The 20,526-nt window shown below is 30.0% G+C and carries 23 protein-coding genes and 1 other annotated feature; of the genes, 1 reads left to right on the top strand and 22 read right to left on the bottom strand.

From position 1 onward, the window contains the following. Positions 1–217: 217 nt before the first annotated feature. Positions 218–1,234: an alcohol dehydrogenase AdhP gene (gene adhP, locus DY123_RS02080; RefSeq protein WP_140925037.1), complete on the top strand. Its 1,017-nt coding sequence runs from the start codon at positions 218–220 to the stop codon at positions 1,232–1,234. A 130-nt stretch (positions 1,235–1,364) separates the two neighbouring features. Here adhP and rpmF read toward each other — a convergent pair whose 3' ends face one another. The 22 genes from rpmF to murC all read right to left on the bottom strand — a co-directional run bounded on the left by rpmF (position 1,365) and on the right by murC (position 20,525). Continuing rightward, positions 1,365–1,544, bottom strand: a complete 180-nt coding sequence (rpmF, locus tag DY123_RS02075; RefSeq protein ID WP_105955939.1) for a 50S ribosomal protein L32 — start codon at positions 1,542–1,544, stop codon at positions 1,365–1,367. A gap of 65 nt (positions 1,545–1,609) precedes the next feature. After that, complete coding sequence (locus DY123_RS02070) at positions 1,610–2,164, bottom strand: DUF177 domain-containing protein (protein WP_140925035.1); 555 nt, start codon at positions 2,162–2,164, stop codon at positions 1,610–1,612. Between the two features lie 84 nt (positions 2,165–2,248). Next, the gene (locus tag DY123_RS02065; RefSeq protein WP_181398816.1) at positions 2,249–3,379 is read right to left on the bottom strand and encodes a nucleotidyltransferase; all 1,131 of its coding nucleotides are present in this window, start codon (positions 3,377–3,379) and stop codon (positions 2,249–2,251) included. A 4-nt stretch (positions 3,380–3,383) separates the two neighbouring features. Then, positions 3,384–4,115 (bottom strand): class I SAM-dependent DNA methyltransferase, encoded by a 732-nt coding sequence (locus tag DY123_RS02060; RefSeq protein WP_140925031.1) that lies wholly within the window; start codon positions 4,113–4,115, stop codon positions 3,384–3,386. Between the two features lies 1 nt (position 4,116). Next, positions 4,117–4,470: a ribosome silencing factor gene (gene rsfS / locus DY123_RS02055; RefSeq protein ID WP_105987767.1), complete on the bottom strand. Its 354-nt coding sequence runs from the start codon at positions 4,468–4,470 to the stop codon at positions 4,117–4,119. A gap of 17 nt (positions 4,471–4,487) precedes the next feature. Then, positions 4,488–5,099 carry a bis(5'-nucleosyl)-tetraphosphatase (symmetrical) YqeK gene (yqeK, locus tag DY123_RS02050; RefSeq protein WP_108982875.1) on the bottom strand — a complete coding sequence of 204 codons (612 nt, stop codon included), beginning with the start codon at positions 5,097–5,099 and terminating at the stop codon, positions 4,488–4,490. Beyond that, a complete protein-coding gene (locus tag DY123_RS02045) occupies positions 5,092–5,664 on the bottom strand; it encodes a nicotinate-nucleotide adenylyltransferase (protein ID WP_140925028.1) in 573 nt (190 codons plus the stop codon). Before DY123_RS02045 ends, yqeK begins: the two co-directional genes overlap by 8 nt. Before the next feature lie 13 nt (positions 5,665–5,677). Then, complete coding sequence (gene yhbY, locus DY123_RS02040) at positions 5,678–5,989, bottom strand: ribosome assembly RNA-binding protein YhbY (RefSeq protein WP_105964501.1); 312 nt, start codon at positions 5,987–5,989, stop codon at positions 5,678–5,680. Positions 5,990–6,006: 17 nt separating this feature from the next. Further along, positions 6,007–7,134, bottom strand: a complete 1,128-nt coding sequence (gene yqeH / locus DY123_RS02035) for a ribosome biogenesis GTPase YqeH (protein ID WP_140925026.1) — start codon at positions 7,132–7,134, stop codon at positions 6,007–6,009. Then, positions 7,127–7,657, bottom strand: a complete 531-nt coding sequence (locus DY123_RS02030) for a YqeG family HAD IIIA-type phosphatase (RefSeq protein WP_105964499.1) — start codon at positions 7,655–7,657, stop codon at positions 7,127–7,129. Before DY123_RS02030 ends, yqeH begins: the two co-directional genes overlap by 8 nt. 116 nt (positions 7,658–7,773) lie before the next feature. After that, a complete protein-coding gene (rplT, locus tag DY123_RS02025) occupies positions 7,774–8,130 on the bottom strand; it encodes a 50S ribosomal protein L20 (RefSeq protein ID WP_105955929.1) in 357 nt (118 codons plus the stop codon). 32 nt (positions 8,131–8,162) lie between these two features. Beyond that, positions 8,163–8,351, bottom strand: coding sequence for a 50S ribosomal protein L35 (rpmI, locus tag DY123_RS02020; RefSeq protein ID WP_105955928.1), 189 nt, complete (start codon positions 8,349–8,351; stop codon positions 8,163–8,165). A 46-nt stretch (positions 8,352–8,397) separates the two neighbouring features. Then, positions 8,398–8,907, bottom strand: coding sequence for a translation initiation factor IF-3 (gene infC, locus DY123_RS02015; protein ID WP_105955927.1), 510 nt, complete (start codon positions 8,905–8,907; stop codon positions 8,398–8,400). A 37-nt stretch (positions 8,908–8,944) separates the two neighbouring features. Continuing rightward, positions 8,945–9,080: a sequence feature (ribosomal protein L20 leader region), on the bottom strand. Between the two features lie 40 nt (positions 9,081–9,120). Next, positions 9,121–11,067 (bottom strand): threonine--tRNA ligase, encoded by a 1,947-nt coding sequence (thrS, locus tag DY123_RS02010; protein ID WP_140925024.1) that lies wholly within the window; start codon positions 11,065–11,067, stop codon positions 9,121–9,123. A gap of 325 nt (positions 11,068–11,392) precedes the next feature. Then, positions 11,393–12,325: a primosomal protein DnaI gene (gene dnaI / locus DY123_RS02005; RefSeq protein WP_140925022.1), complete on the bottom strand. Its 933-nt coding sequence runs from the start codon at positions 12,323–12,325 to the stop codon at positions 11,393–11,395. A gap of 9 nt (positions 12,326–12,334) precedes the next feature. Next, on the bottom strand, positions 12,335–13,717 hold the full coding sequence (locus tag DY123_RS02000; RefSeq protein WP_140925020.1) for a replication initiation and membrane attachment family protein: 1,383 nt from the start codon (positions 13,715–13,717) through the stop codon (positions 12,335–12,337). A gap of 2 nt (positions 13,718–13,719) precedes the next feature. Next, complete coding sequence (gene nrdR, locus DY123_RS01995) at positions 13,720–14,205, bottom strand: transcriptional regulator NrdR (protein WP_105964495.1); 486 nt, start codon at positions 14,203–14,205, stop codon at positions 13,720–13,722. Positions 14,206–14,224: 19 nt separating this feature from the next. Next, the gene (gene coaE / locus DY123_RS01990) at positions 14,225–14,812 is read right to left on the bottom strand and encodes a dephospho-CoA kinase (RefSeq protein WP_140925017.1); all 588 of its coding nucleotides are present in this window, start codon (positions 14,810–14,812) and stop codon (positions 14,225–14,227) included. After that, a complete protein-coding gene (gene mutM, locus DY123_RS01985; RefSeq protein WP_140925016.1) occupies positions 14,805–15,644 on the bottom strand; it encodes a bifunctional DNA-formamidopyrimidine glycosylase/DNA-(apurinic or apyrimidinic site) lyase in 840 nt (279 codons plus the stop codon). Before mutM ends, coaE begins: the two co-directional genes overlap by 8 nt. Before the next feature lie 18 nt (positions 15,645–15,662). Further along, positions 15,663–18,314 (bottom strand): DNA polymerase I, encoded by a 2,652-nt coding sequence (gene polA, locus DY123_RS01980; RefSeq protein WP_140925014.1) that lies wholly within the window; start codon positions 18,312–18,314, stop codon positions 15,663–15,665. A 112-nt stretch (positions 18,315–18,426) separates the two neighbouring features. Next, positions 18,427–19,119 carry a Bax inhibitor-1/YccA family protein gene (locus DY123_RS01975; RefSeq protein ID WP_105964491.1) on the bottom strand — a complete coding sequence of 231 codons (693 nt, stop codon included), beginning with the start codon at positions 19,117–19,119 and terminating at the stop codon, positions 18,427–18,429. 74 nt (positions 19,120–19,193) lie between these two features. Then, on the bottom strand, positions 19,194–20,525 hold the full coding sequence (gene murC, locus DY123_RS01970) for a UDP-N-acetylmuramate--L-alanine ligase (RefSeq protein WP_140925012.1): 1,332 nt from the start codon (positions 20,523–20,525) through the stop codon (positions 19,194–19,196). Position 20,526 lies beyond the last annotated feature (1 nt).

The following is a 20,526-nucleotide window of genomic DNA, read 5'->3' as shown; positions in this document are numbered from 1 at the left end:
TATAAAATTGTAATATACTAATATATTCTATCACAATAAAATGTTCAATAATAGCTGCATAACAACTATGAACATTTTATTTTATAAAATTTTAATTTATATATATGAATATTATAATCTATAAGGTTTATTATTTAATTAATAAATGTTATTGATTATATCTGTAAATTTATTTATAATTTTTAATGTTTAAAATTAATGAATAGAGGTACTTTTTATGAAAGCTGCTGTAGTTAGAAACAATTCAGATGGATATGTAGATATTAAGGATGTAAACTTAAGACCAATCAAAAATGGTGAAGCTTTAGTTGACGTTGAATACTGTGGACTTTGTCATACAGATTTGCATGTTGCTTCTGGTGACTTTGGTGAACAACCTGGTAGAATTATCGGTCATGAAGGTGTGGGTAGAGTATCACAAGTTGCTGATGACGTAACTAATTTAAAAATTGGTGACCGTGTATCAATTGCTTGGTTCTTTAAAGGATGCGGACACTGTGAATATTGTTTAACTGGACGTGAAACTTTATGCCGTAATGTTGAAAATGCTGGTTTTACTGTTGATGGTGCAATGGCAGAACAAGTGATTGTTGATGCTGATTATGCTGTTAAAGTACCAGAAAATTTAGATCCAGTTGAAGCAACATCACTAACTTGTGCTGGTGTTACAACATATAAAGCTCTTAAAGTTGGTAATTTAAGACCAGGACAATGGAGTGAAGTTGTTGGTGCTGGAGGCTTAGGTAATTTAGCAATTCAATTTGCTCATAATGTGTTTAATGCACATGTAGTTGCTGTTGACGGAAATGAAAAGAAATTACAAGCAGCAAAAGAAAATGGCGCTGAATTATTAATTAATCGTCATGATTCAGACGTATCAAAAACTATTCAAGAAAAAGTTGGTGGAGTTCATAGCTCAGTTGTTACTGCAGTTAACAAAGATGCATTTACCACTGCTATCAATGCTCTAAGACCTGATGGTAAATTAGTTGCAGTTGCATTGCCTAAAGGAGATATGGCCTTAAACATTGATAAAACTGTTCTTGATGGAATTCAAGTTGCTGGTTCACTTGTTGGAACTAGACAAGATTTAACAGAAACTTTCCAATTCGGTAGTGAAGGAAAAGTAAAACCAATTGTTCAAACATGCAAATTAGAAGATATTAATCAAGTTATTGATGATATGAAGAATAATAAAATTGTTGGTAGAATGGTTGTAGATTTCACTAAATAATTAAAAAAATTAAAAAGAGTCCTTTTCAAATTAAAAAGAGTCCTTTTCAAATTAAGAAAAGGACTCTTTTTATTTTAGAAAATAAAAAAGTTATCAGATTCCATGGTGATCTGATAACTTTAAAAAATAATTAGTCGTTAGTTTTAACAACTTGTTTTCCATCATAGTATCCACAACTAGGACAAACCATATGAGGTTTACGTAATTCACCACAGTTTGGGCAAGCACTCAAACCTGGGTTAGCCAACTTAATGTGGCCACGACGCATACCCTTTTTAGCTTTTGAAGTTTTTCTCTTTGGTACAGCCAATGCAAAGACCCCCCTTACTCTTTAAAATAAAATATCCACTAGTGAAAAATTTTAAGTCTTACCAATTACTTATCACTATCGTTCAATAGATCTTTTAGCTTAGCAAGACGTGGATCTACTTTTTTATTATCTGTCTTTTGATTGTCATATTCTTCTTCAGAAATAACTTCCCAATCATTACCCTTAGGCATTTCACTACCATTTTTTTCATCAGGCGACAGAATATGCATTGGAATTTGTAAGATAATGTTGTCTGCAACTGATTTATCAAAATCGATAACACCATCATCATCTAATAAAAATGCAGCTTCATCTTCTTCTTCATATTTCTTCAATTGAGCTTTTGTATCCACATAAACTTCATCTATTTTAAAGTCTAAAGGAAGATCAACTGGAGTCAAAGACCTTGATGAAGGCACTACGATATTACCACGAACATGAGCATTAACAATGGCATTACCATTGTCATAGAATACATAAGCATCCACACTAAATTTATCATTAGCAGAAATGACATATTTACTATATCTTTCCATAATATCTTGAGATAAATCCATCTTTTCACTAACATAAAGTGGTTTATTCTTGTAATCTGATAATTCTCTTAATACCCATTTCATAGGTTTACCTCCTAATGCAACGACGTTAATTATACATAGTAACAAGATGGTTTGTCAAGGTGTTTTCCTTGATACCTAAAATTACTAAAATATTAACGGTACTTTATATAAATCTTCATTCTTTTTACTTTCAATACCATATATATTACCAGATAAGTAGTCAAACTTAAGCTCTTTTTCTAGCAAAGCTTTGCTAGGGTTTGAAATAATAATCATATTAGTTTTTTTCTTTATTTGTTTAAGATATTTTCTGCCTACACTATTAAAACCTAATATACGAATATACTCAGAAGAATTTTCAAAATCAATAGATTTAAAGTTCATTAAAACGTATACACAAAGTCGTCTTAGTCTCGAAAATGTATATCTTTTGGTCTTTAAATTATTTAAAAATTCGTCAAAATCATTAGATATTTTAATATATTTTTTGAATCTATACTCTAAGCCCTCTGTCATTTGATAAATGCTTCTTAATTCATTAACAGAATTGGTTAATATTTTGTATTTTAAATATTTCCAAAAAGTATTCCAATCAATGCATTGATTATTCTCAATGACTTCCAAGGTAGATTTAGGAATTACATTATAAATTTTAGAAACATTATTAATATTTTTTCTAATAGATGTTGCACTAGAAATATTTAAACTAGAATCAATTATTTCAACATCATTATGATTACTACTCTTTCGTTTAACAGGAATTAGTTTCATAGGTATAGATAGTTGTCTATTATATAAAGCATAATTAAATGCTAAAATATCATTCGGTTTGTTTATAAAAAAACCAGTTTTTTCGGCAATTAATTGCTGAATTGCTGAAGTATAATTTTCTTCATAATTTTTAAAATATTCAGGATTTTCTAAATTAACAGTAGCTAATTTAGAAAAATTCATTTCTGGATTTTCACTGCCAAATGATAACCATTTACATTGCAAAGCGCCTAATATATTGACCGCAGATTTAGCAAATATGCTAGCTGGCTGAACAGAATATTGAAATGGTAACTCTACAACCAAATCAACATCATTTTCTAGTGCCATTTTAGCACGATTCCATTTATCAAAAGAAGCTGGCTGGCCTCTTTGAACCCAATTTCCACTCATAACTACAATACATAAATCGGCATGGGTAAGTTCTTTGGCTTTTTTTATTTGGTATAAATGTCCATTATGGAAAGGATTATATTCACTAATTATTCCAACTGCATTTAACATATTATCACTTCTCACAAACAAAAAACCATCTAGTAGTATTTTCGTCAATTTTATTTTTTCCAAAATTACTAAAAACATTTACTTTAGAAAAGCCGACTGAGTCTAATGATGAAATATAATCTTCTAGATTATAAGTACGTTCATGATGCAACTCACTAAATTCATCATAAGCATCTAATTCTTCATTATAGTTAAAAAATGATAAATCATGATCAACAGAATGCTCTTCATCCCCAATATAAGTTGTCCACATAAAAGCCCTATTTTCGTCATGAAAATTATACATATATCCTGGATAAATCTGATCGGTCTGATAAGGGGTGATTACATCAAATAAATATTTTCCTTTATTGTTAAGGTGATTATATGCATTTTCAAAAGCGATTTTTAACTCTTGTAAGTTTTTTAAATAACATAGAGAATCATCAAAACATGTAATTACTTCATAATTGGGAAAAGAAGATAAATCTAACATATCGCCTTGAATTAAATTGGCAGTCTGATTGTTTCTTCTTAAATTATCATCAGCAATTGTTAACATATCCGAAGACATATCAAGTCCACTAACATTATATTTTTTGTTTCTCAACAAAGAAATTAGTCTACCTGTACCACAAGCAACATCTAAAATATCATCATCTGCATTAGCATTATGTTCAACAAAATCCAACCACTTGTCATACATGGTTGGATCAAATAATTCATCATATAATTCTGCAAATTCTTGATAAATCATATTATTTTACCCATTGATCAATTTTTACTGATGGTGCATCTGACCATAACTTTTCTAGATTGTAATATTCTCTCTCATCACTTTGAAATACATGAACAATTACATCCCCTAAATCAACCAAAATCCATTTTGCAGTATCTTTGCCTTCTACTTGTTGCACTTCAACATTTGCTGCTTCCGCTTGATCTACAATTTCATCAGCAATTGATTTTACTTGACGATTTGAAGTTGCATCCATAATCACAAAATAATCTGACATTAAACTAACTTCATGTACATTTAAAGCAACAATATTATTTGCTCGTTTACTATCTGCAGCTTTTACTACTACTTCTAAAGTATCTTTACTACTCATTTATAAATTGCTCCTTATTACTTTATTTTTGAATTAACAACCCATTGATTATAAGTATCAATAGTTTTCGGATAAACTGATTTATTATTAGAAATTAAATATTCAAGTGTATGTTTAGTTTGATATGCAACTCCATCTTGTAAATTATTAAATGTAATTTTTCTGGCTTCATCAACACCTGGGAATTCACGACCCATTTCAAGATAATCTGCCATATAAACGATTTGAGATAAAGTGGACATATATTTAGAACCTGTTGTGTGATATTTTACAGCATTAAGAATTTCCACATTGGAAATTCTTAATTCATTTTGCACAAACAAATATCCTACTGCTCCATGCCAAATTGCATTACCATAATTTAATAAATTTTCATTCAAATGATATTTTTTAATGGCAGCAATAAAATCTTCATCAGGTCTTTGTTTAGCATAATCGTGAACTAATCCGCCAATACTAGCCATTTCTTCATCAAAATCATTTAATTTAGCTAACTTAATAGCCATTTGTTCAACTCTTAAAACATGTTCAAATCTAGATTGCTTTAGAGCTGATTTTAATTTATTAATTAATTCTTTTCTGCTATATGGAACAATATTTTCTTTATATTCTAATTCGATATCATTCATAAATACGATGCTCCTTTATATATTGTAAAACCTCATCTGGAATCAAATAACGTACAGATTGTCCGTCTTTAATACTATTACGAATAAGTGTTGAAGAAATATCAAGCTTATGAACATTCAATTTAATAATACTATATTTTGAATTATTATCGTATTCTTCTCTTTGAACACCAACAAATTTTATTATTTTAGTTAATTCATCAATTTTATACCATTTAGGCAAATAATGAACCATGTCCCCACCAATAATAAAATAATAATCAACATTTCGATTATTACGCACCAATGCACTCATTGTATCATAAGTATAGCTCTTACCTTTTCTATCAATTTCATCCATCAAAATACCAAAATTATGATTATCTTTGATTGCCAAATGAACCATATTAACCCTATCAACAGAACTAATTGCAGACTTTTGATCAATATGAGGAGGAATATAATCAGGCATAAATAAAACTTTGTCCAAATTCAATTTAGTTCTAACTTGTTCAGCAATAAATAAGTGTCCATTATGAATAGGATTAAACGTCCCACCCAAAATACCAATTTTCTTTTTGCGCATCTTAAACAGCTCTTTAAATATTTTTAACTTCTACAGAATAATTTTGAAATTTTTCTTTACTTGCTGGCATAAATAATAATAGTGTTTTTCCAATAGTTTGAACTACAGATACATCACTATTTTCTTCAATAAATGATTTTACATCTGATACACTTTCATCAGCATTTTGTTGAATATTAATTTTAATTAACTCTCTTCTTTGTAATGCATCTAAAATTTGATCTAACCAAATTTCATTTAACCCATTTTTACCAACAGAAAATAAAGGCTTCATACGATTAGCTTGTGATCTCAAATAACGCTTTTGTTTCCCTCTTAATTTCATTGAAATTCTCCTTATAATTAAATCATTGCTCTTCTTAACAACACAGAAACTCCTTTGGGAGCCCATCCAGCTACTACAACATTTGAAGGTACGGTAATCCATCCTAACCCTTCAATTACTAAATCACTTTTTTGATCTGTCTTAAATTCATATCGAACCAATTCTGGAAAATCTTCAATAGAATCTTTACTAGGTGGAGTTAACATTTCTCCAAAATGTTTACTATAAAATGCGTCTGCATTGATAAGTTTAGTTCTATGAATGAAAAGATTATTTTCAACATAAACTGTAAATCCATGCTTTTTATCTCCATTAACATAATCAAACCTAGCAACACCACCAAAGAATAAGGTCTGTTCCGGATTCAATTGATATACTTTAGGTTTAATTTGTTTTTGTGGTTCAACAACTTTTAAATCCTTTCCAGTAAGATAATGAGCCATTTGTTCTTTATGAATAATTCCAGGAGTATCAACTAATTTATGTCCATCTTCTAAATCAATACTAATTTTATCTAAAGTAGTACCAGGAAATCTTGAAGTTGTAATTAACTCTTTTATTCCAGTATTTTGTTTAATAATTTGGTTAATTAAGGTTGACTTACCAACATTAGTTACACCGACAACATAAACATCTCTATTTTTACGATATTTATCAATATTATTTAATAAATTATCAACAGATTCATTAGTTCTAGCTGAAACTAATTCTACATCAATAGGCCTAATTCCTGCTTCGTTAGAACGTTGCCTAATCCAATCTCTTAATTTACGATTTTTTAATGATTTTGGTAAAAGATCGGCCTTATTCCCAACTAACATAATTGGATTGTCACCAACAAAACGATGCAGTCCTGGAATTAAACTACCATTAAAATCAAAGATATCTACTAAATAAACGATTAATGCATTAGCATTTCTAATTTGATTTAAAAGCGCTAAGAAATCATCATCAGTCAAACTTACAGGAGAAATTTCATTATAGTGACGCAATCTAAAACATCTTTGACAGTAAATTTCACCAGTTTCTTTCCCTTTATCTAAAGCTGATTTAGGAGTATAGCCTAATTCATCAGGAGTATCCGTTTGAATTTGAGCTCCACATCCAATACAACGCAAATCTTCGTTTTCTAAATTTTCAGTCATTAATATCCTCCTGCCATTTTAAATCAACATATTTTTTATTTAACTTTTTCCAAATCTTTTTTTCAATAAAACGATTTGGCTTTGTATTCCAAGCATCCGTTTCAATTAATGGTTTAACTAAGACACTTCTAACTCCAGCATTATTGGATGCCCAAACATCAGTTAAAAGTTGATCTCCAACCATTATAACTTGTTTTTTATTTAAGTGATATTTTTTTAATGCCTTGTTAATACCATTTGGAAATGGTTTTAAAGATCTAGATATAAAATCTAAATCTAGCATTTCTAAAGCTTTTTTAACTCTTGATCGTTTATTATTAGATATAACAACAAGTTCAATATTATGTTTGCTTAGATTATTCAACCAATTTCTAAGCTGAGGAGTTCCATATGGATTATTCCATGGGATTAAAGTGTTATCCAAATCTGTAAAAACATATTTTATTCCCATGTCTTCTAATTTAACTGGTGATATATTATAAATCATAGGTATCATCCAGGTTGGTTTAAATTTAGATATCATAATAATAAAACTCCTCTTAATAAATATATGTAAAGTAAGCAATTTTAATTACTTACTTAATAAGAAAAAAACTCCCACCTACTTACCTTAAGTGGTGAAAGTTTTATTTTTGAAAATTATTTAACAGCTTTCTTAGCAGTTTCGGCTAATGAAGCAAATGCTTTTTCGTCATTTACAGCTAAATCAGCTAACATTTTACGGTTCATTTCAATGTTTGAAAGTTTCAAACCGTGCATTAATTTACTGTAGCTTAATCCATTCATACGAGCTGCTGCGTTAATACGAGCAATCCATAATCTTCTGAAATTACTTTTGTTTGCTTTACGATCACGGAATGCGTATTCGCGTGACTTCATAACTTGGTCTTTAGCAGTCTTGAAAAGACTGTGTTTACCTTCACGGTAACCCTTAGCTTGTTTTAAAACACGTTTACGACGTGCATGAGTAACTGTTCCACCCTTAACTCTTGGCATGTTTAAATCCTCCTATAATTATGTCTTATTAATTAAAACATTTTTTCGTATTTATTAGCAGTTGTCTTATTGATCATGCTAGTTCCACGTAGGTTACGACGTTGTTTCTTTGTCTTACCATGGAAACGGTGACTTGTAAATGCATTAGCACTCTTTAAACCACCCTTAGCGGTCTTTTTGAAACGCTTAGCAATAGCACGATTTGTTTTAGTCTTTGGCATTGTGAAATCCTCCCTTAAATTCTTTAAAGTATTATATAAATACTAACTATTTTTTATCGCTTGATTTAGGTGCGAGCATTAGGAACATACTTCTTCCATCCATTTTTGCTCGTTGAGTAACATTAGCAACTTCTGATGTAGATTCTGCCATTCTGTTTAACACATCACGACCAATTTCTTTATGTGTGATGGCACGTCCCTTGAAACGAATTGATACTCGAACTTTTTCACCTTTTGATAAGAACTTTTGAGTTCTTTTCAACTTAGTGTTGAAATCATTAGTATCAATAGTTGGGCTAAGTCTAATTTCCTTAACACTGACAACTTTTTGTTTCTTACGAGCTTGACGAGCTTTCTTTTGTTGTTCAAAGCGGTATTTACCGTAATCTAATACTTTAGCAACCATAGGCTTAGCTTTAGGAGCTACAACTACAAGATCTAATCCTGCATCTTCAGCAAGTTTCATTGCTTCCGCCTTTGACTTAACTCCTAATTGATCACCATTTGCACCAATTAAACGAACTTCACGTGCTCGAATTCCATCATTAACCATCATATCGTTTGCTATGGTAATTCACCTCCAAGTATATTAAAAAGCAGAAAAAATGCGGGAACCTAAGAAGGCTCCCGCATCTGTCCTTTGTAAAATAAACAAAGGTTCATCCGATATCATGCCTAGCAACTTAATTGTCACTGAGGCGAGAAGCGGGAAGGCTTCTGCTTTTTCGATAATTTAATACTACCAAATAAATAATTAATTGTCAACAAATTATTTATTTCCTCTAGAATAATTATCAATATCATTTTGAATCTCTTTAGTAAATTCATCAAAAGATTCATCTTTACTATCTTTTTCACTGTATTTACGTACAGAAACGCTATTGGAATTCATTTCATTATCACCAACAACTAATGTATAAGGAATCTTATTAGTTTGAGCATCACGAATTAAGTAACCCATTTTTTCATTACGGTCGTCAACACTTGAGCGAATACCCATTTTAACTAATTTTTCATTAATTTGTTTAGCATAATCACCATGTTTATCCATGCTTACAGGAATAATTTTAACTTGATGAGGAGCTAACCATGTTGGGAAAGCACCCTTATAAACTTCAATTAGATAAGCAATGAATCTTTCCATAGTTGAAACTAAACCACGGTGCATCATAACAGGACGGTGTTCTTTACCATCTTCACCAACATAATGTAGATCAAATCTTTCAGGTAACATAAAGTCTAATTGAATAGTAGATAGTGTCTCTTCATTACCCATAGCTGTGTATGTTTGAACATCAAGTTTAGGACCGTAGAATGCTGCTTCACCTTCAGCTTCAACATATTCTAAACCTAAATCATCCATAGCGCCCTTAAGCATTGATTGAGACTTGTTCCACATTTCATCATCATCAAAATACTTTTCGGTATTCTTTGGATCACGGTAACTTAATCTAAAGTGATAATTACTAATATCAAAGTCCTTGTATACTTCAGTCATTAAATGCAAGATTTTCTTAAATTCATCTTGAATTTGATCAATTGCTAAGAAAGTGTGACCATCATTTAATGTCATTTCACGTACACGTTGTAATCCTGATAAGGCACCTGATTTTTCATATCTATGCATCATTCCTAATTCAGCAATACGAATTGGAAGTTCACGATATGAACGAATATGATGTTTATAAATTTGAATATGACTTGGACAGTTCATAGGACGTAACTCTAGTTCTTCACCATCTCCCATATCCATTGGTGGGAACATATCATCACGATAATGTGCCCAATGTCCTGAAGTTTTATAAGCATTAAGATTCATAAGAACTGGAGTAATAACATGTTCATAGCCATTAGCCAATTCTTTGTCCACAATATATCTTTCAACAACGCGACGAACAGTAGCACCATTAGGCATCCAATATGCTAAACCCGCACCAACCTTAGGATCAACAAAGAATAAGTCTAGTTTGTTACCAATAACACGGTGGTCACGTTCTTTAGCTTCTTGACGTTTTTTAACATCAGCATCTAAATCTGCTTTCTTATAGAATGCAGTTGCAAAAATTCTTTGTAACATTGGGTTTGATGACTTACCTTCCCAGTATGCACCAGCAACTGATAGTAGCTTAAATTCTTTAACTTGTTTAGCAGAGGGAAGAACAACGCCTTCACCTAAACCTAAATAATCGCCAATTTGATAAAATACAACTTGATCGTTCATAGCTAATTTATTAACTAACTTAGCTTGATATGGATCTCCATCAACTTGCTTTAAGGCATCTTCTTTGCTTAAAACTTTACGTTCAATTTGAACATTATTTTTAACCATTTTATGCATACGTTCTTCAAGTTGAGGCAATTCATCAGCACTAACTTGAGTTTCTCTTTTATCAGTATCAACAAAGAATCCATCTTCATCAGAAGTACTTTCACCAAATTTAATATTTGTAAATTGATCAGCTAATGCAGCCTTTAATAGTTGAGAAGCTGTTTGACGTAATACTTTTAAACCATCATCGGAATCTTTAGTTACAATTTCAATTTTGCCACCAGAATTCAATGGTAAATCTATATCAACCATTTTATCGTCAATTTTTCCGGCAACTGCTTTTTTAGCTAAACTAATGGAGATAGATTTAGCGATATCTTCAGTAGTTACACCCTCATCAAAATCTTTTACATTTCCATCTGGAAATTCAAAAGAAAGCTTAGCCATAAATATCTCTCCTCTTTGATTAATTTATACGGGAAAAGGAATAAAAAAATCCCTAGCGTCACAAAAAAGTGACACTAGGGACGTAAATTACGTGGTTCCACCCGAATTCTATCTACATAGATTATATGCAGACCTCATAGTTAGTCTTTAACGGTAACAACCCGATTTAGAATTTCCTCTAAAATATTTATAAAAGTGGTAATTTAAAAATTAAATATAAAGAAACTTACAGTTAATGTTTCTTCTCCCTGAAAATTTAAATAATTAAATTATATCTTTTATGTCTATAATTATGATTATTTGGAGATAAAATGTCAAGTCTATTTTATTGTGGACGACGATTATCACCAGTTATTTTAACTTCTTTGGATAAAAAGCGAATTCTTTGCATAATTCTTTGAGCTTTCAATGGCTCTTCATCACCCTTATTATTAAATTTCAGATGATTATGCTCAAACTCACTCATTGAATAGTTAGATGTAAAAAATGTAGGCAGTGAATTTTGCATTCTATATTCCAATATTACACTAAAAATATCATCCCGAATCCAAGAAGACATATCATCAGCACCAATATCATCTAATATGAGTAAAGGCATTTTCTTAATTCTATCTAACTTTTTGGCAACAGTATTGTTTTTAATAGAATTTTTCATTTCAGTAACAAAACTAGGAAAATGTAATAGCATTACTTCATATCCATTTTGAACTAGTTCATTTGCCATTGCAGCCATTAGAAATGTTTTCCCAACTCCAAATTCACCATGAAGGTAAATTCCTTGATGATATTTTTTAGAATCTTGTTCATAATCAACAATAAATTGCAATATATCGTTATATGCATCTATACGTTCCTGATCTTTATCAGTATAAAATTGTTTTAAATCAATTTTTCTTAATGCATTGGGCAAAGAAACTAAATGCATTTTCTTTAACATTTTTGCATTCTTAATAGAAGCTAGTTTACTTTTTGTTGGAACATAAGCAACATTAATTGAGTCCTTACTAAGCTCTAATTTAGGTTCGTATCCTGGAATTGTAGAATTTTTACCAGAAATAACTTTATCTCGTTCATTAACAAATTCATATAATTTAGAAATAGATTTAATAATTGTTTGGTGATCTAAATTATTTTTATTAGCATTCAAAAATTCATTTACATCTTTGTCTTTTAAAACATTATTAGCAAGCTTTTTAAATTGCTCACCAAACTTCTTATTAATCATTAACCTTGATAGCTCATCACTTAAATTTTCCATTGTCTACCCTCACTTTTTACCCCAACTTCTAATTCTTTTTAGTTTACCTTCTAATTCTTTTTTTCTAGATTCATCCGGAATCGAATCTTTATCTTGGGTATTCTTTTTGTCTTTTTTCACAGAATTATCTTTTGCATCATTATTTTTTGCCCAGTCAGGAAGTTCTTCCTTAATTGGTTTACGATAACTTCTCTTATGCTCACGCTTCTTTTCATCAGACGTCTTTTTGCGATTTCTAATTTCTGAAATTGCATCTTCAGCAGTTCTAATACCCTTTTGAGACCAATTATCAGCAATGGTAGTAAAAAGATTTCTACTTAGTCCTGACTTTTTTTGATCAATAATTATATGATAAGTTACCATATTTATAACTTCTGGTTTTAATACAGAAACATCCATTACATCGCGAATAGTTCTAATTTCATTATCATGAACAAAGCCATCTACTTGTTTTTTTAAACCCTGCAAAAAATCTAAGGGAGAAAATTCTTTAGCCATATTAACTATCTGTTTTTCACCTTGATTAAGATTATTATCATCGTTAGCAACATAAGATTTTCTATTATCTTCATTAAGATTAACATTATTATTAGAAAAGTCCCTATCAACCAATAATTTTAGTTTATTAGGATCAAAAACATTATTATTAACATTAGTGGCTTTTTCAATAAATCTGGCCATCTCTGGTTCATTAATTCCGTATAATAAATGCTCAGATTGAATTAAATGATGATTTTTCTTAACATCAGAAATATTTACAAAAGATTGCTCTAGTATTGATAAAACCAAACTAAAATCAAAATCGTCATCAGAATTAACATCATTTGTACCCGGTTTTGTGGAGTTTACAACTAATGATTTGGCTTCGCTAACATCCTTAGGTGTATTAGATAATTCACTGCTCTTGATATGAAAAACTTGCAAAAAGTTTTTTGAGATATCATTATATTTTTCTAAATCGTAATTATCTGTTATTACATCATTAACGATATCTTCATAACGATTTTCACCAATGGTCTGTAATAAAGTAACACTTAACAAATCGTCACTAAAAAATTGATTAATATCAAGCGGCTTTATAAGCTTATATACATAACGATGGTTATCATTTACATAAGTTTTAACCAATCCGGCACCTTCAAGCTTTAATCTAGCTTCATAAAATGCTTGAATATCAATGTTTAAATAAGCAAGCAGTTCAAAATTAACATGTAATTCAAAATCTTTATCTCGTTCATACATTCTCCAAAGATTATTTATTAAAGCATAAGCATTAATCCCAATAATTGGTTGATAAAGAATGTCTAAAGCTTTTCTTTCTAAATCAGAAATGAAATAATCAGAAGTTAGAATAAAATTATCTTGAGGACTAATATTACGCCATTCTTCCATGTCTATTCTCCGTTATTTTTTTGACTCTTTTGATGATCATTATCTAAGACTTCTTTTAATTCATTATAAAAGACAGTCATATCTTTAAATTGTCGATATACACTAGCGAATCTAATATATGCAATTTCATCAACATTTACTAATTCTTTCATCACATATTCACCAATAGATTGACTTGGAATTTCATTTTCACCCATAGCTCTAATTTTCGATTCGACATTATCAACAATTGTTTTCATAGAATCCATAGAAACTGGACGCTTTTCTGCTGATCTGATAATTCCTTTTAAAACTTTTTCACGATTAAATTCTTCTCTATTACCATTATTTTTAACTACTAATAATGGTGTTTGTTCAATTCTTTCAAAGGTAGTATATCTATAGCCACACTTTTCACATTCTCTACGACGACGAATTACTTGTCCATTTTCAGTGGGACGACTATCTACTACTCTAGATGAATTTTTATGGCAATGAGGACATTGCATTTACTTTCACCCCAAATTTTTAATTATCTATTTTATTAAACAATTTTATCACTTGATTACGAGTTTGCATAATAGAACCATTACTATCTATCAAATAATCAGCCAATTTTTCCTTAAAATTTAAAGGCCATTGACTTTTAATCCGCTTAATGGAATCAGAAATACTCAAATTATTTCTAACTTGTAATCTATTTAACTGATTAATAGGTGTACAAGTAACAACAATTATCCTATCGCACATAAAAGCATAACCATTTTCAAATAAAGTAGGCGCATCGAATACAACTAGTTTTTCATGAGTATTATTAATAATTGATTGAACGTTGGATCTAATATATGGATCCATAATTCGCACTAAATTAGTTAGGTTTTCTTTATTTGCAAAAACAAGTTTAGCTAAACGAGAACGATTTAATTCACCATTTTTTTCTAGAATATCATTACCAAAATGTTTTGTAATTGCATTTAAGCAATCATTATCCTTATGTTGCAGCTGATAAGTTATTTTATCAGCATCAATTATTTGATATCCCATTTTTGATAAACAATCAGAAACATTAGATTTTCCAGTTGCAATTCCGCCTGTTAGTCCAATTACTTTAACCATTTTTAGTCACTTTATGTTGACAGTTAGGACAAAAAGTTGTTCCTCTTTGAGCTACTTTAATTTTTTCCAAATTAGTTCCACATCTTTCACATGGCTCTCCAGCTCTTCCATAAACATGAAGGCTATTTTGAAATTGACCAGCTTCTCCATATGCATTGGAGTATGAATGAACAGTAGTACCATGACCCTTAATAGCCATTTTAATTTCTTCAATGATGTTTTTTCTAAGTTCCATTATTTGATTATCAGAAATTGTGTTAGTAATGGTTTCTGGATGAATTTTGCTTAACCACAAAACCTCATCACAATAAATATTACCTAAACCAGCAATGTGACTTTGATTTAATAAAAATGGTTTTATTTTACCTCTACCTTTATTCATAATTGATTTCATATAATCAAATGTTAAATCATCATCGGTAGGTTCAGGACCAATTGTTCCAAGTCCTGATAAAGTATGTTCATCACCATTTTTAATCAAATACATTCTGCCAAATTTTCGACTATCTTTATATCTTAGTTCTCGATCATCGTTTAAATGAAAAATGACATGTGTATGTTTTGTTGGTTCTGTACCTTCGGGTTCAACATCATATTTTCCTTCCATTCTTAAATGGGAAACTAATGTCATGTCATTAGAAAAACGGAAAAGTAAGTATTTTCCTCTTCTATCTATTTTTTTTATATCTTGATTAGTTAAAGTAACTTTTAATTTTTCTGGAGTAACATTAATCATTTTAGGATATAAAACATCAATGCTATTAACATGTGATCCTTTAACCAATTGATTTAATCCTTCTCTAACAGTTTCTACTTCTGGTAATTCAGGCATTTAAAAAACCTCATTTCTTTATTTAATATTGTACCAATTACTACCATAATGACTCTTAACGTTTAATGGTACTTGTAATTTAACAGCTGAATCCATCACTTTAGGTACTAATTTGCTTAAAATTGCTATTTCTTCTTTAGGTGCTTCAAATATTAATTCATCATGAACTTGCAATAACATTTTTGCCTTTAAATGATTATCCTTTAAAGCCTTTTCCATTTTTAGCATTGCAATCTTAATAATATCAGCTGCACTACCTTGGATTGGTGAATTCATTGCAGTTCTAGCAGCAAATGATCTTTGATGAAAGTTTCTAGAATTAATATCTGGTAAATACCTACGACGATTTAAAATGGTTTCAACATAACCATTTTCTTTAGCTTTTTGAACAATATTATCCATATAATTTTTAACATCTGGATATTCATTAAAATATTTTTCAATAAATTTTTTGGCATCTGAACGACTAATGCCCGTATTCCTAGCTAGGCCAAAATCAGAGATTCCATAAACAATTCCAAAATTAACCGCCTTTGCTTGTCTTCTAAGCTCAGGAGTAACTTCATTATTATTAGATAAGCCAAAAATTCTTCTAGCAGTGGATGCATGAATGTCATCATTATGAATAAATTCATCTTGCATATTTTTATCATTTGAAATAGATGCTAGAACACGTAATTCAATTTGTGAATAATCAGATGAAAATATTTCCCAGTCTTTATGACTTGGGACAAAAGCTTGTCTAATTTTTCGTCCTTCTTCAGTCCTAACCGGAATATTTTGCAAATTAGGATCAACTGATGACAAACGACCAGTTTGAGTAAGTGTTTGTAGATATCTAGTGTGCACTTTATGGTCATTTAAATGTATATCTTTTAATAATCCTTCAACGTAAGTTGATAGGATTTTAGCAATTTGACGATAATCTAAAACTGCCTGCACAATTGGATAGTCTGGAGCAAGTTTTTCTAAAACATCAACTGCTGTGGAATAACCCGTCTTAGTTTTTTTCAAGATTGGTAAATGAAGCTTTTCAAATAAAATCTCACCAAGCTGTTTAGGCGAAGCAATATTAAATTCAGTCCCAGCTTCATTATAAATTTTCTGTTGAATTTCATTCAATCTTTCAGTAAGCTTGCTACTCATTTCTTTTAGAACATCACTATCGACAACAATTCCAGCAATTTCCATTCTAGACAAAACAAATGTAAGTGGCAATTCAATATTATTGTATAAATCTAATTGATTATTATCTTTAAGTTCACTAAATAATTTATCTTTTAAAGAATTAATAGCCATCAATTTTCTTGCAAAGTGTTCAAATAATTTATCTTCAGATGGAATTTTACGTTTTGCACCTTTACCATAAACATCATCATCAGATTGAACTTCAAAATAATCGTGTTCATTAGCTACTTTTCCCAAATCATTACTATTATCATTGGTATTAAGTAAATAAGATGCTAATAATAAATCAAATCTTACATTTTTTAAACTAATACCTAATCTATTTAGGCCAACATATGTTCTTTTAGCATCAAATAAATTTTTGGTTATTTTATCATTTTCTAAAATTTCTTTTATTTCTGGCCTGTTTAACATATCAATATTATCTGACACATAAATATTTTCATCAATTTTAATAGCAAAACCAATAAATGGATCAATATGATAATTTTCACCATCTATTCCCAAATAGAAAGTAACTTCAGATGGAACATTGTCAGATATCACTTTTAAATTATCATTATTAATTTCTGAATATTTAATTTTTTTCATAGATTCTGACTCATCGAAGTCCATTTGACTAAGAAATTTTCTAAAATTCATTTCGCGATAGAAATTTACTAATTTATCACGATCATCACCTAAGTAATTAAGATTATCCAATTCTATTTCAATAGGAGCATCACGATCAATGCGTGCTAATCTCTTATCCAAAAACGCTTCTTCTTTATCATCAATTAAATGCTCTTTTAATTTCTTACCACTTACTTCATCTAAATGATTGTATAAATTTTCTACACTATCAAATTGCTTAATTAACTTTAAAGAGATTTTATCCCCAACACCTTGAACCCCAGGATAATTATCGGATGAATCACCTTTTAATGCCTTCCAATCAATAATTTGTGAAGGCGTTATCCCCATAGTTTTTTTGACATAATCAGTATCATAATGAGTCACTCCTGATACTCCACGATTAGAAATAGAGACTGTCGTCTTGTCTGAACATAACTGTGTTAAATCATTATCACCAGTTACAACTGTAGTTTCAAATCCTGCTTCATCAGCTTTTTTTGATAAGGTTCCAATTATGTCATCTGCTTCATAATTATCTAATTCGTAGGTCTTAATACCACGAGCATCTAACATTTGTTTTACATATTTAAATTGTTCCAATAATTCATCAGGAGTCTTATGTCTTCCAGATTTATAACCAGAGTACATTTTCGTTCTAAAGGTTGTTTTTCCAGCATCAAATGCAACTAACGCATGTGTTGGATTTACTTTATCTAGCATAATATCCAGCATATTGTTAAAACCATAAATGGCACTTGTATGAACACCTTTATTATTGGTAAAACGTTCAACTTGTTTAATTAAAGCATAGAAAGCTTTATAAGTTATACTATTACCATCTATCAATAATAATCTTTTTTCAGCCATAAAATTCTCCTTTTATATTTATATATTAACTAAATTTTAACACTTTCTTCATGTTATTAATTATATACAAAATAAAAAAGATGATGTTGTAAAAACATCATCTTTTTTATTATTAGTCTCGATCATTGCCACCAAAGATACTTAATAATTGTAAGAATAGATTAATAAAATCTAAATACAATGTCATAGCACCATAAATGGCCAAACCATTTTCTGGAATATCTGATCCATATTCATTATATGCATCTTTAACTTTTTGACTGTCATATGCAATTAAAATTGTAAAAATTATAACTGCAATAATTGAAATAACAAAGCCAAATGCAGGAATTCTTAAGAATGCATTAATAATACTTACAATAATTAATGCAATAAGTGCCCCCAATGCTTGTGTCCCAATTTTGTCTAAATTTTTCTTAGTAGTAATACCTATTAAAGCCATTACAACAAAATCAACAGTAGCAGTTAGAAAAGCTTGTGCAATAACAGTTGTACTATAAGATATAAAGATATATGAGTACAGACCTCCTGTTAGCACTGAAAATGCCATAAATAGGATAAAACCTAATGAAGAATTCTTCATTGCAACAGAAGAAGTAGCCATAGCAAGGCCAAACCATATAACAATTCCAACAATACTAGGAATAAGACCTAAAGAAGCATGGTAAACAGAACCCATTAAATAAGAAACTATTCCTGAAATGAACACTGATAAAGCCATCCATCCATATGTTTTAGTTAAAAATTTATTCATACCAAATGAATTATTTACCATACGACGACCTGTTTGATCATAATCATTCATATATTAATCCTCCTTTATATAAAGTATAAGGTTTAATATATTTTACCAAACAAAGAGCTAATAATACAAGTTTTTTAATTTACATTATTTGTAACATCATTTAATAATTCTTCATAAATCTTTTCATATTTTTGAATGTCTCCAGCTCCCATAAATACAACCACTGCATCATGATAATCTAAAAGCGGAGACATATTTTCAGCTTTAATTAAGCTACCATTTTTAGTAATTTTTGCTTCTAAATCAGAACTGGATACTTTACCAGCTTTTTCACGGGGAGAACTATAAATTTTAGTAATATAAACATAATCAGCTTTATTTAGACTCTCTGCAAATTCATCTAGATAAGCAATAGTTCTACTAAAAGTATGTGGTTGAAAAACCGCAATAATTTTTTTACTTGGATATTCTTGTCTAGCAGCATCTAAAGTAGCATTAATTTCTGATGGATGATGAGCATAATCATCAATAATGGTCATATCGCCAACTTTTCTTTGAGCAAAGCGACGTTTAACACCTTTAAATGTTTCTAATTCTCTGCGTATTTCATCTAAGTTATCATGCTCGAAATATGAAACTGCAATAACTGCTAATGAATTTAAAACATTATGTTCACCATATAAGTGAATTTGGAAATTACCTAATTTTTTACCATGATATTCAACATCAAATGAAGATCCTGAAGTACTACGAGTAATGTTAGTTGCTCTAAAATCATCATTTTCACCAGTACCATAATAATATATTGGTACATTAGCAGTTAACTTTCTAAGGTTCTTATCATCACCCCATGCAAAAATACCTTTTTTGGTCTGATTTGCAAAAGTCTGGAATGCACTGCGAACATCATCAATTCCGGTATAATAATCAGGATGATCAAAATCAATATTAGTCATAATAGCATAATCCGGTTTAGTGGCTAAGAAATGTCTTCTATATTCATCAGCTTCATATGCAAAGAATCTAGCATTAGGAACACCTTTACCAGTACCATCACCAATTAAATAATCAGTAGGCGCAATACCTGATAAAACATGTGCCAATAAACCAGTTGTACTAGTTTTACCATGAGCCCCACAAACTCCAATGCTAGTGTGACCTTCAATCATTTTACCTAAAAATTCATGATAACGATAAACTTCTAGTCCCATTTCATGGGCTTTTTTGATTTCAGGATGATCATCATCAAATGAATTTCCAGCAATCACAACTAAACCTTCATGAATATTGTTTTCATCAAATGGTAAAACTTTAATACCAGCTTGTTCTAAACCTCTTTGAGTAAAAGTATATTTTTCAATATCTGAACCTTGGACTGTACATCCTCTATCGCGAAGAATTCTGGCCATTGCGGACATACCTGTACCCTTAATTCCTACAAAATGATATGTCTTACTTGTATCCATA

The sequence above is a fragment of the Apilactobacillus micheneri genome, from assembly GCF_006493595.1.
GTDB classification, from domain to species: domain Bacteria; phylum Bacillota; class Bacilli; order Lactobacillales; family Lactobacillaceae; genus Apilactobacillus; species Apilactobacillus micheneri.
The sequence above is the reverse complement of the archived record's forward strand: the minus strand, read 5'-3'. Positions and strand labels throughout refer to the sequence as shown.

What these genes read in the sequence shown, in the direction of transcription:
- adhP (WP_140925037.1), top strand. Translation starts at nt 218, where the DNA reads ATGAAAGCTGCTGTAGTTAGAAACAATTCAGATGGATATGTAGATATT.
- DY123_RS02070 (WP_140925035.1), bottom strand. Translation starts at nt 2,164, where the DNA reads ATGAAATGGGTATTAAGAGAATTATCAGATTACAAGAATAAACCACTT.
- DY123_RS02065 (WP_181398816.1), bottom strand. Translation starts at nt 3,379, where the DNA reads ATGTTAAATGCAGTTGGAATAATTAGTGAATATAATCCTTTCCATAAT.
- DY123_RS02060 (WP_140925031.1), bottom strand. Translation starts at nt 4,115, where the DNA reads ATGATTTATCAAGAATTTGCAGAATTATATGATGAATTATTTGATCCA.
- rsfS (WP_105987767.1), bottom strand. Translation starts at nt 4,470, where the DNA reads ATGAGTAGTAAAGATACTTTAGAAGTAGTAGTAAAAGCTGCAGATAGT.
- yqeK (WP_108982875.1), bottom strand. Translation starts at nt 5,099, where the DNA reads ATGAATGATATCGAATTAGAATATAAAGAAAATATTGTTCCATATAGC.
- DY123_RS02045 (WP_140925028.1), bottom strand. Translation starts at nt 5,664, where the DNA reads ATGCGCAAAAAGAAAATTGGTATTTTGGGTGGGACGTTTAATCCTATT.
- yhbY (WP_105964501.1), bottom strand. Translation starts at nt 5,989, where the DNA reads ATGAAATTAAGAGGGAAACAAAAGCGTTATTTGAGATCACAAGCTAAT.
- yqeH (WP_140925026.1), bottom strand. Translation starts at nt 7,134, where the DNA reads ATGACTGAAAATTTAGAAAACGAAGATTTGCGTTGTATTGGATGTGGA.
- DY123_RS02030 (WP_105964499.1), bottom strand. Translation starts at nt 7,657, where the DNA reads ATGATATCTAAATTTAAACCAACCTGGATGATACCTATGATTTATAAT.
- rplT (WP_105955929.1), bottom strand. Translation starts at nt 8,130, where the DNA reads ATGCCAAGAGTTAAGGGTGGAACAGTTACTCATGCACGTCGTAAACGT.
- rpmI (WP_105955928.1), bottom strand. Translation starts at nt 8,351, where the DNA reads ATGCCAAAGACTAAAACAAATCGTGCTATTGCTAAGCGTTTCAAAAAG.
- infC (WP_105955927.1), bottom strand. Translation starts at nt 8,907, where the DNA reads ATGATGGTTAATGATGGAATTCGAGCACGTGAAGTTCGTTTAATTGGT.
- thrS (WP_140925024.1), bottom strand. Translation starts at nt 11,067, where the DNA reads ATGGCTAAGCTTTCTTTTGAATTTCCAGATGGAAATGTAAAAGATTTT.
- dnaI (WP_140925022.1), bottom strand. Translation starts at nt 12,325, where the DNA reads ATGGAAAATTTAAGTGATGAGCTATCAAGGTTAATGATTAATAAGAAG.
- DY123_RS02000 (WP_140925020.1), bottom strand. Translation starts at nt 13,717, where the DNA reads ATGGAAGAATGGCGTAATATTAGTCCTCAAGATAATTTTATTCTAACT.
- nrdR (WP_105964495.1), bottom strand. Translation starts at nt 14,205, where the DNA reads ATGCAATGTCCTCATTGCCATAAAAATTCATCTAGAGTAGTAGATAGT.
- coaE (WP_140925017.1), bottom strand. Translation starts at nt 14,812, where the DNA reads ATGGTTAAAGTAATTGGACTAACAGGCGGAATTGCAACTGGAAAATCT.
- mutM (WP_140925016.1), bottom strand. Translation starts at nt 15,644, where the DNA reads ATGCCTGAATTACCAGAAGTAGAAACTGTTAGAGAAGGATTAAATCAA.
- polA (WP_140925014.1), bottom strand. Translation starts at nt 18,314, where the DNA reads ATGGCTGAAAAAAGATTATTATTGATAGATGGTAATAGTATAACTTAT.
- DY123_RS01975 (WP_105964491.1), bottom strand. Translation starts at nt 19,119, where the DNA reads ATGAATGATTATGATCAAACAGGTCGTCGTATGGTAAATAATTCATTT.
- murC (WP_140925012.1), bottom strand. Translation starts at nt 20,525, where the DNA reads ATGGATACAAGTAAGACATATCATTTTGTAGGAATTAAGGGTACAGGT.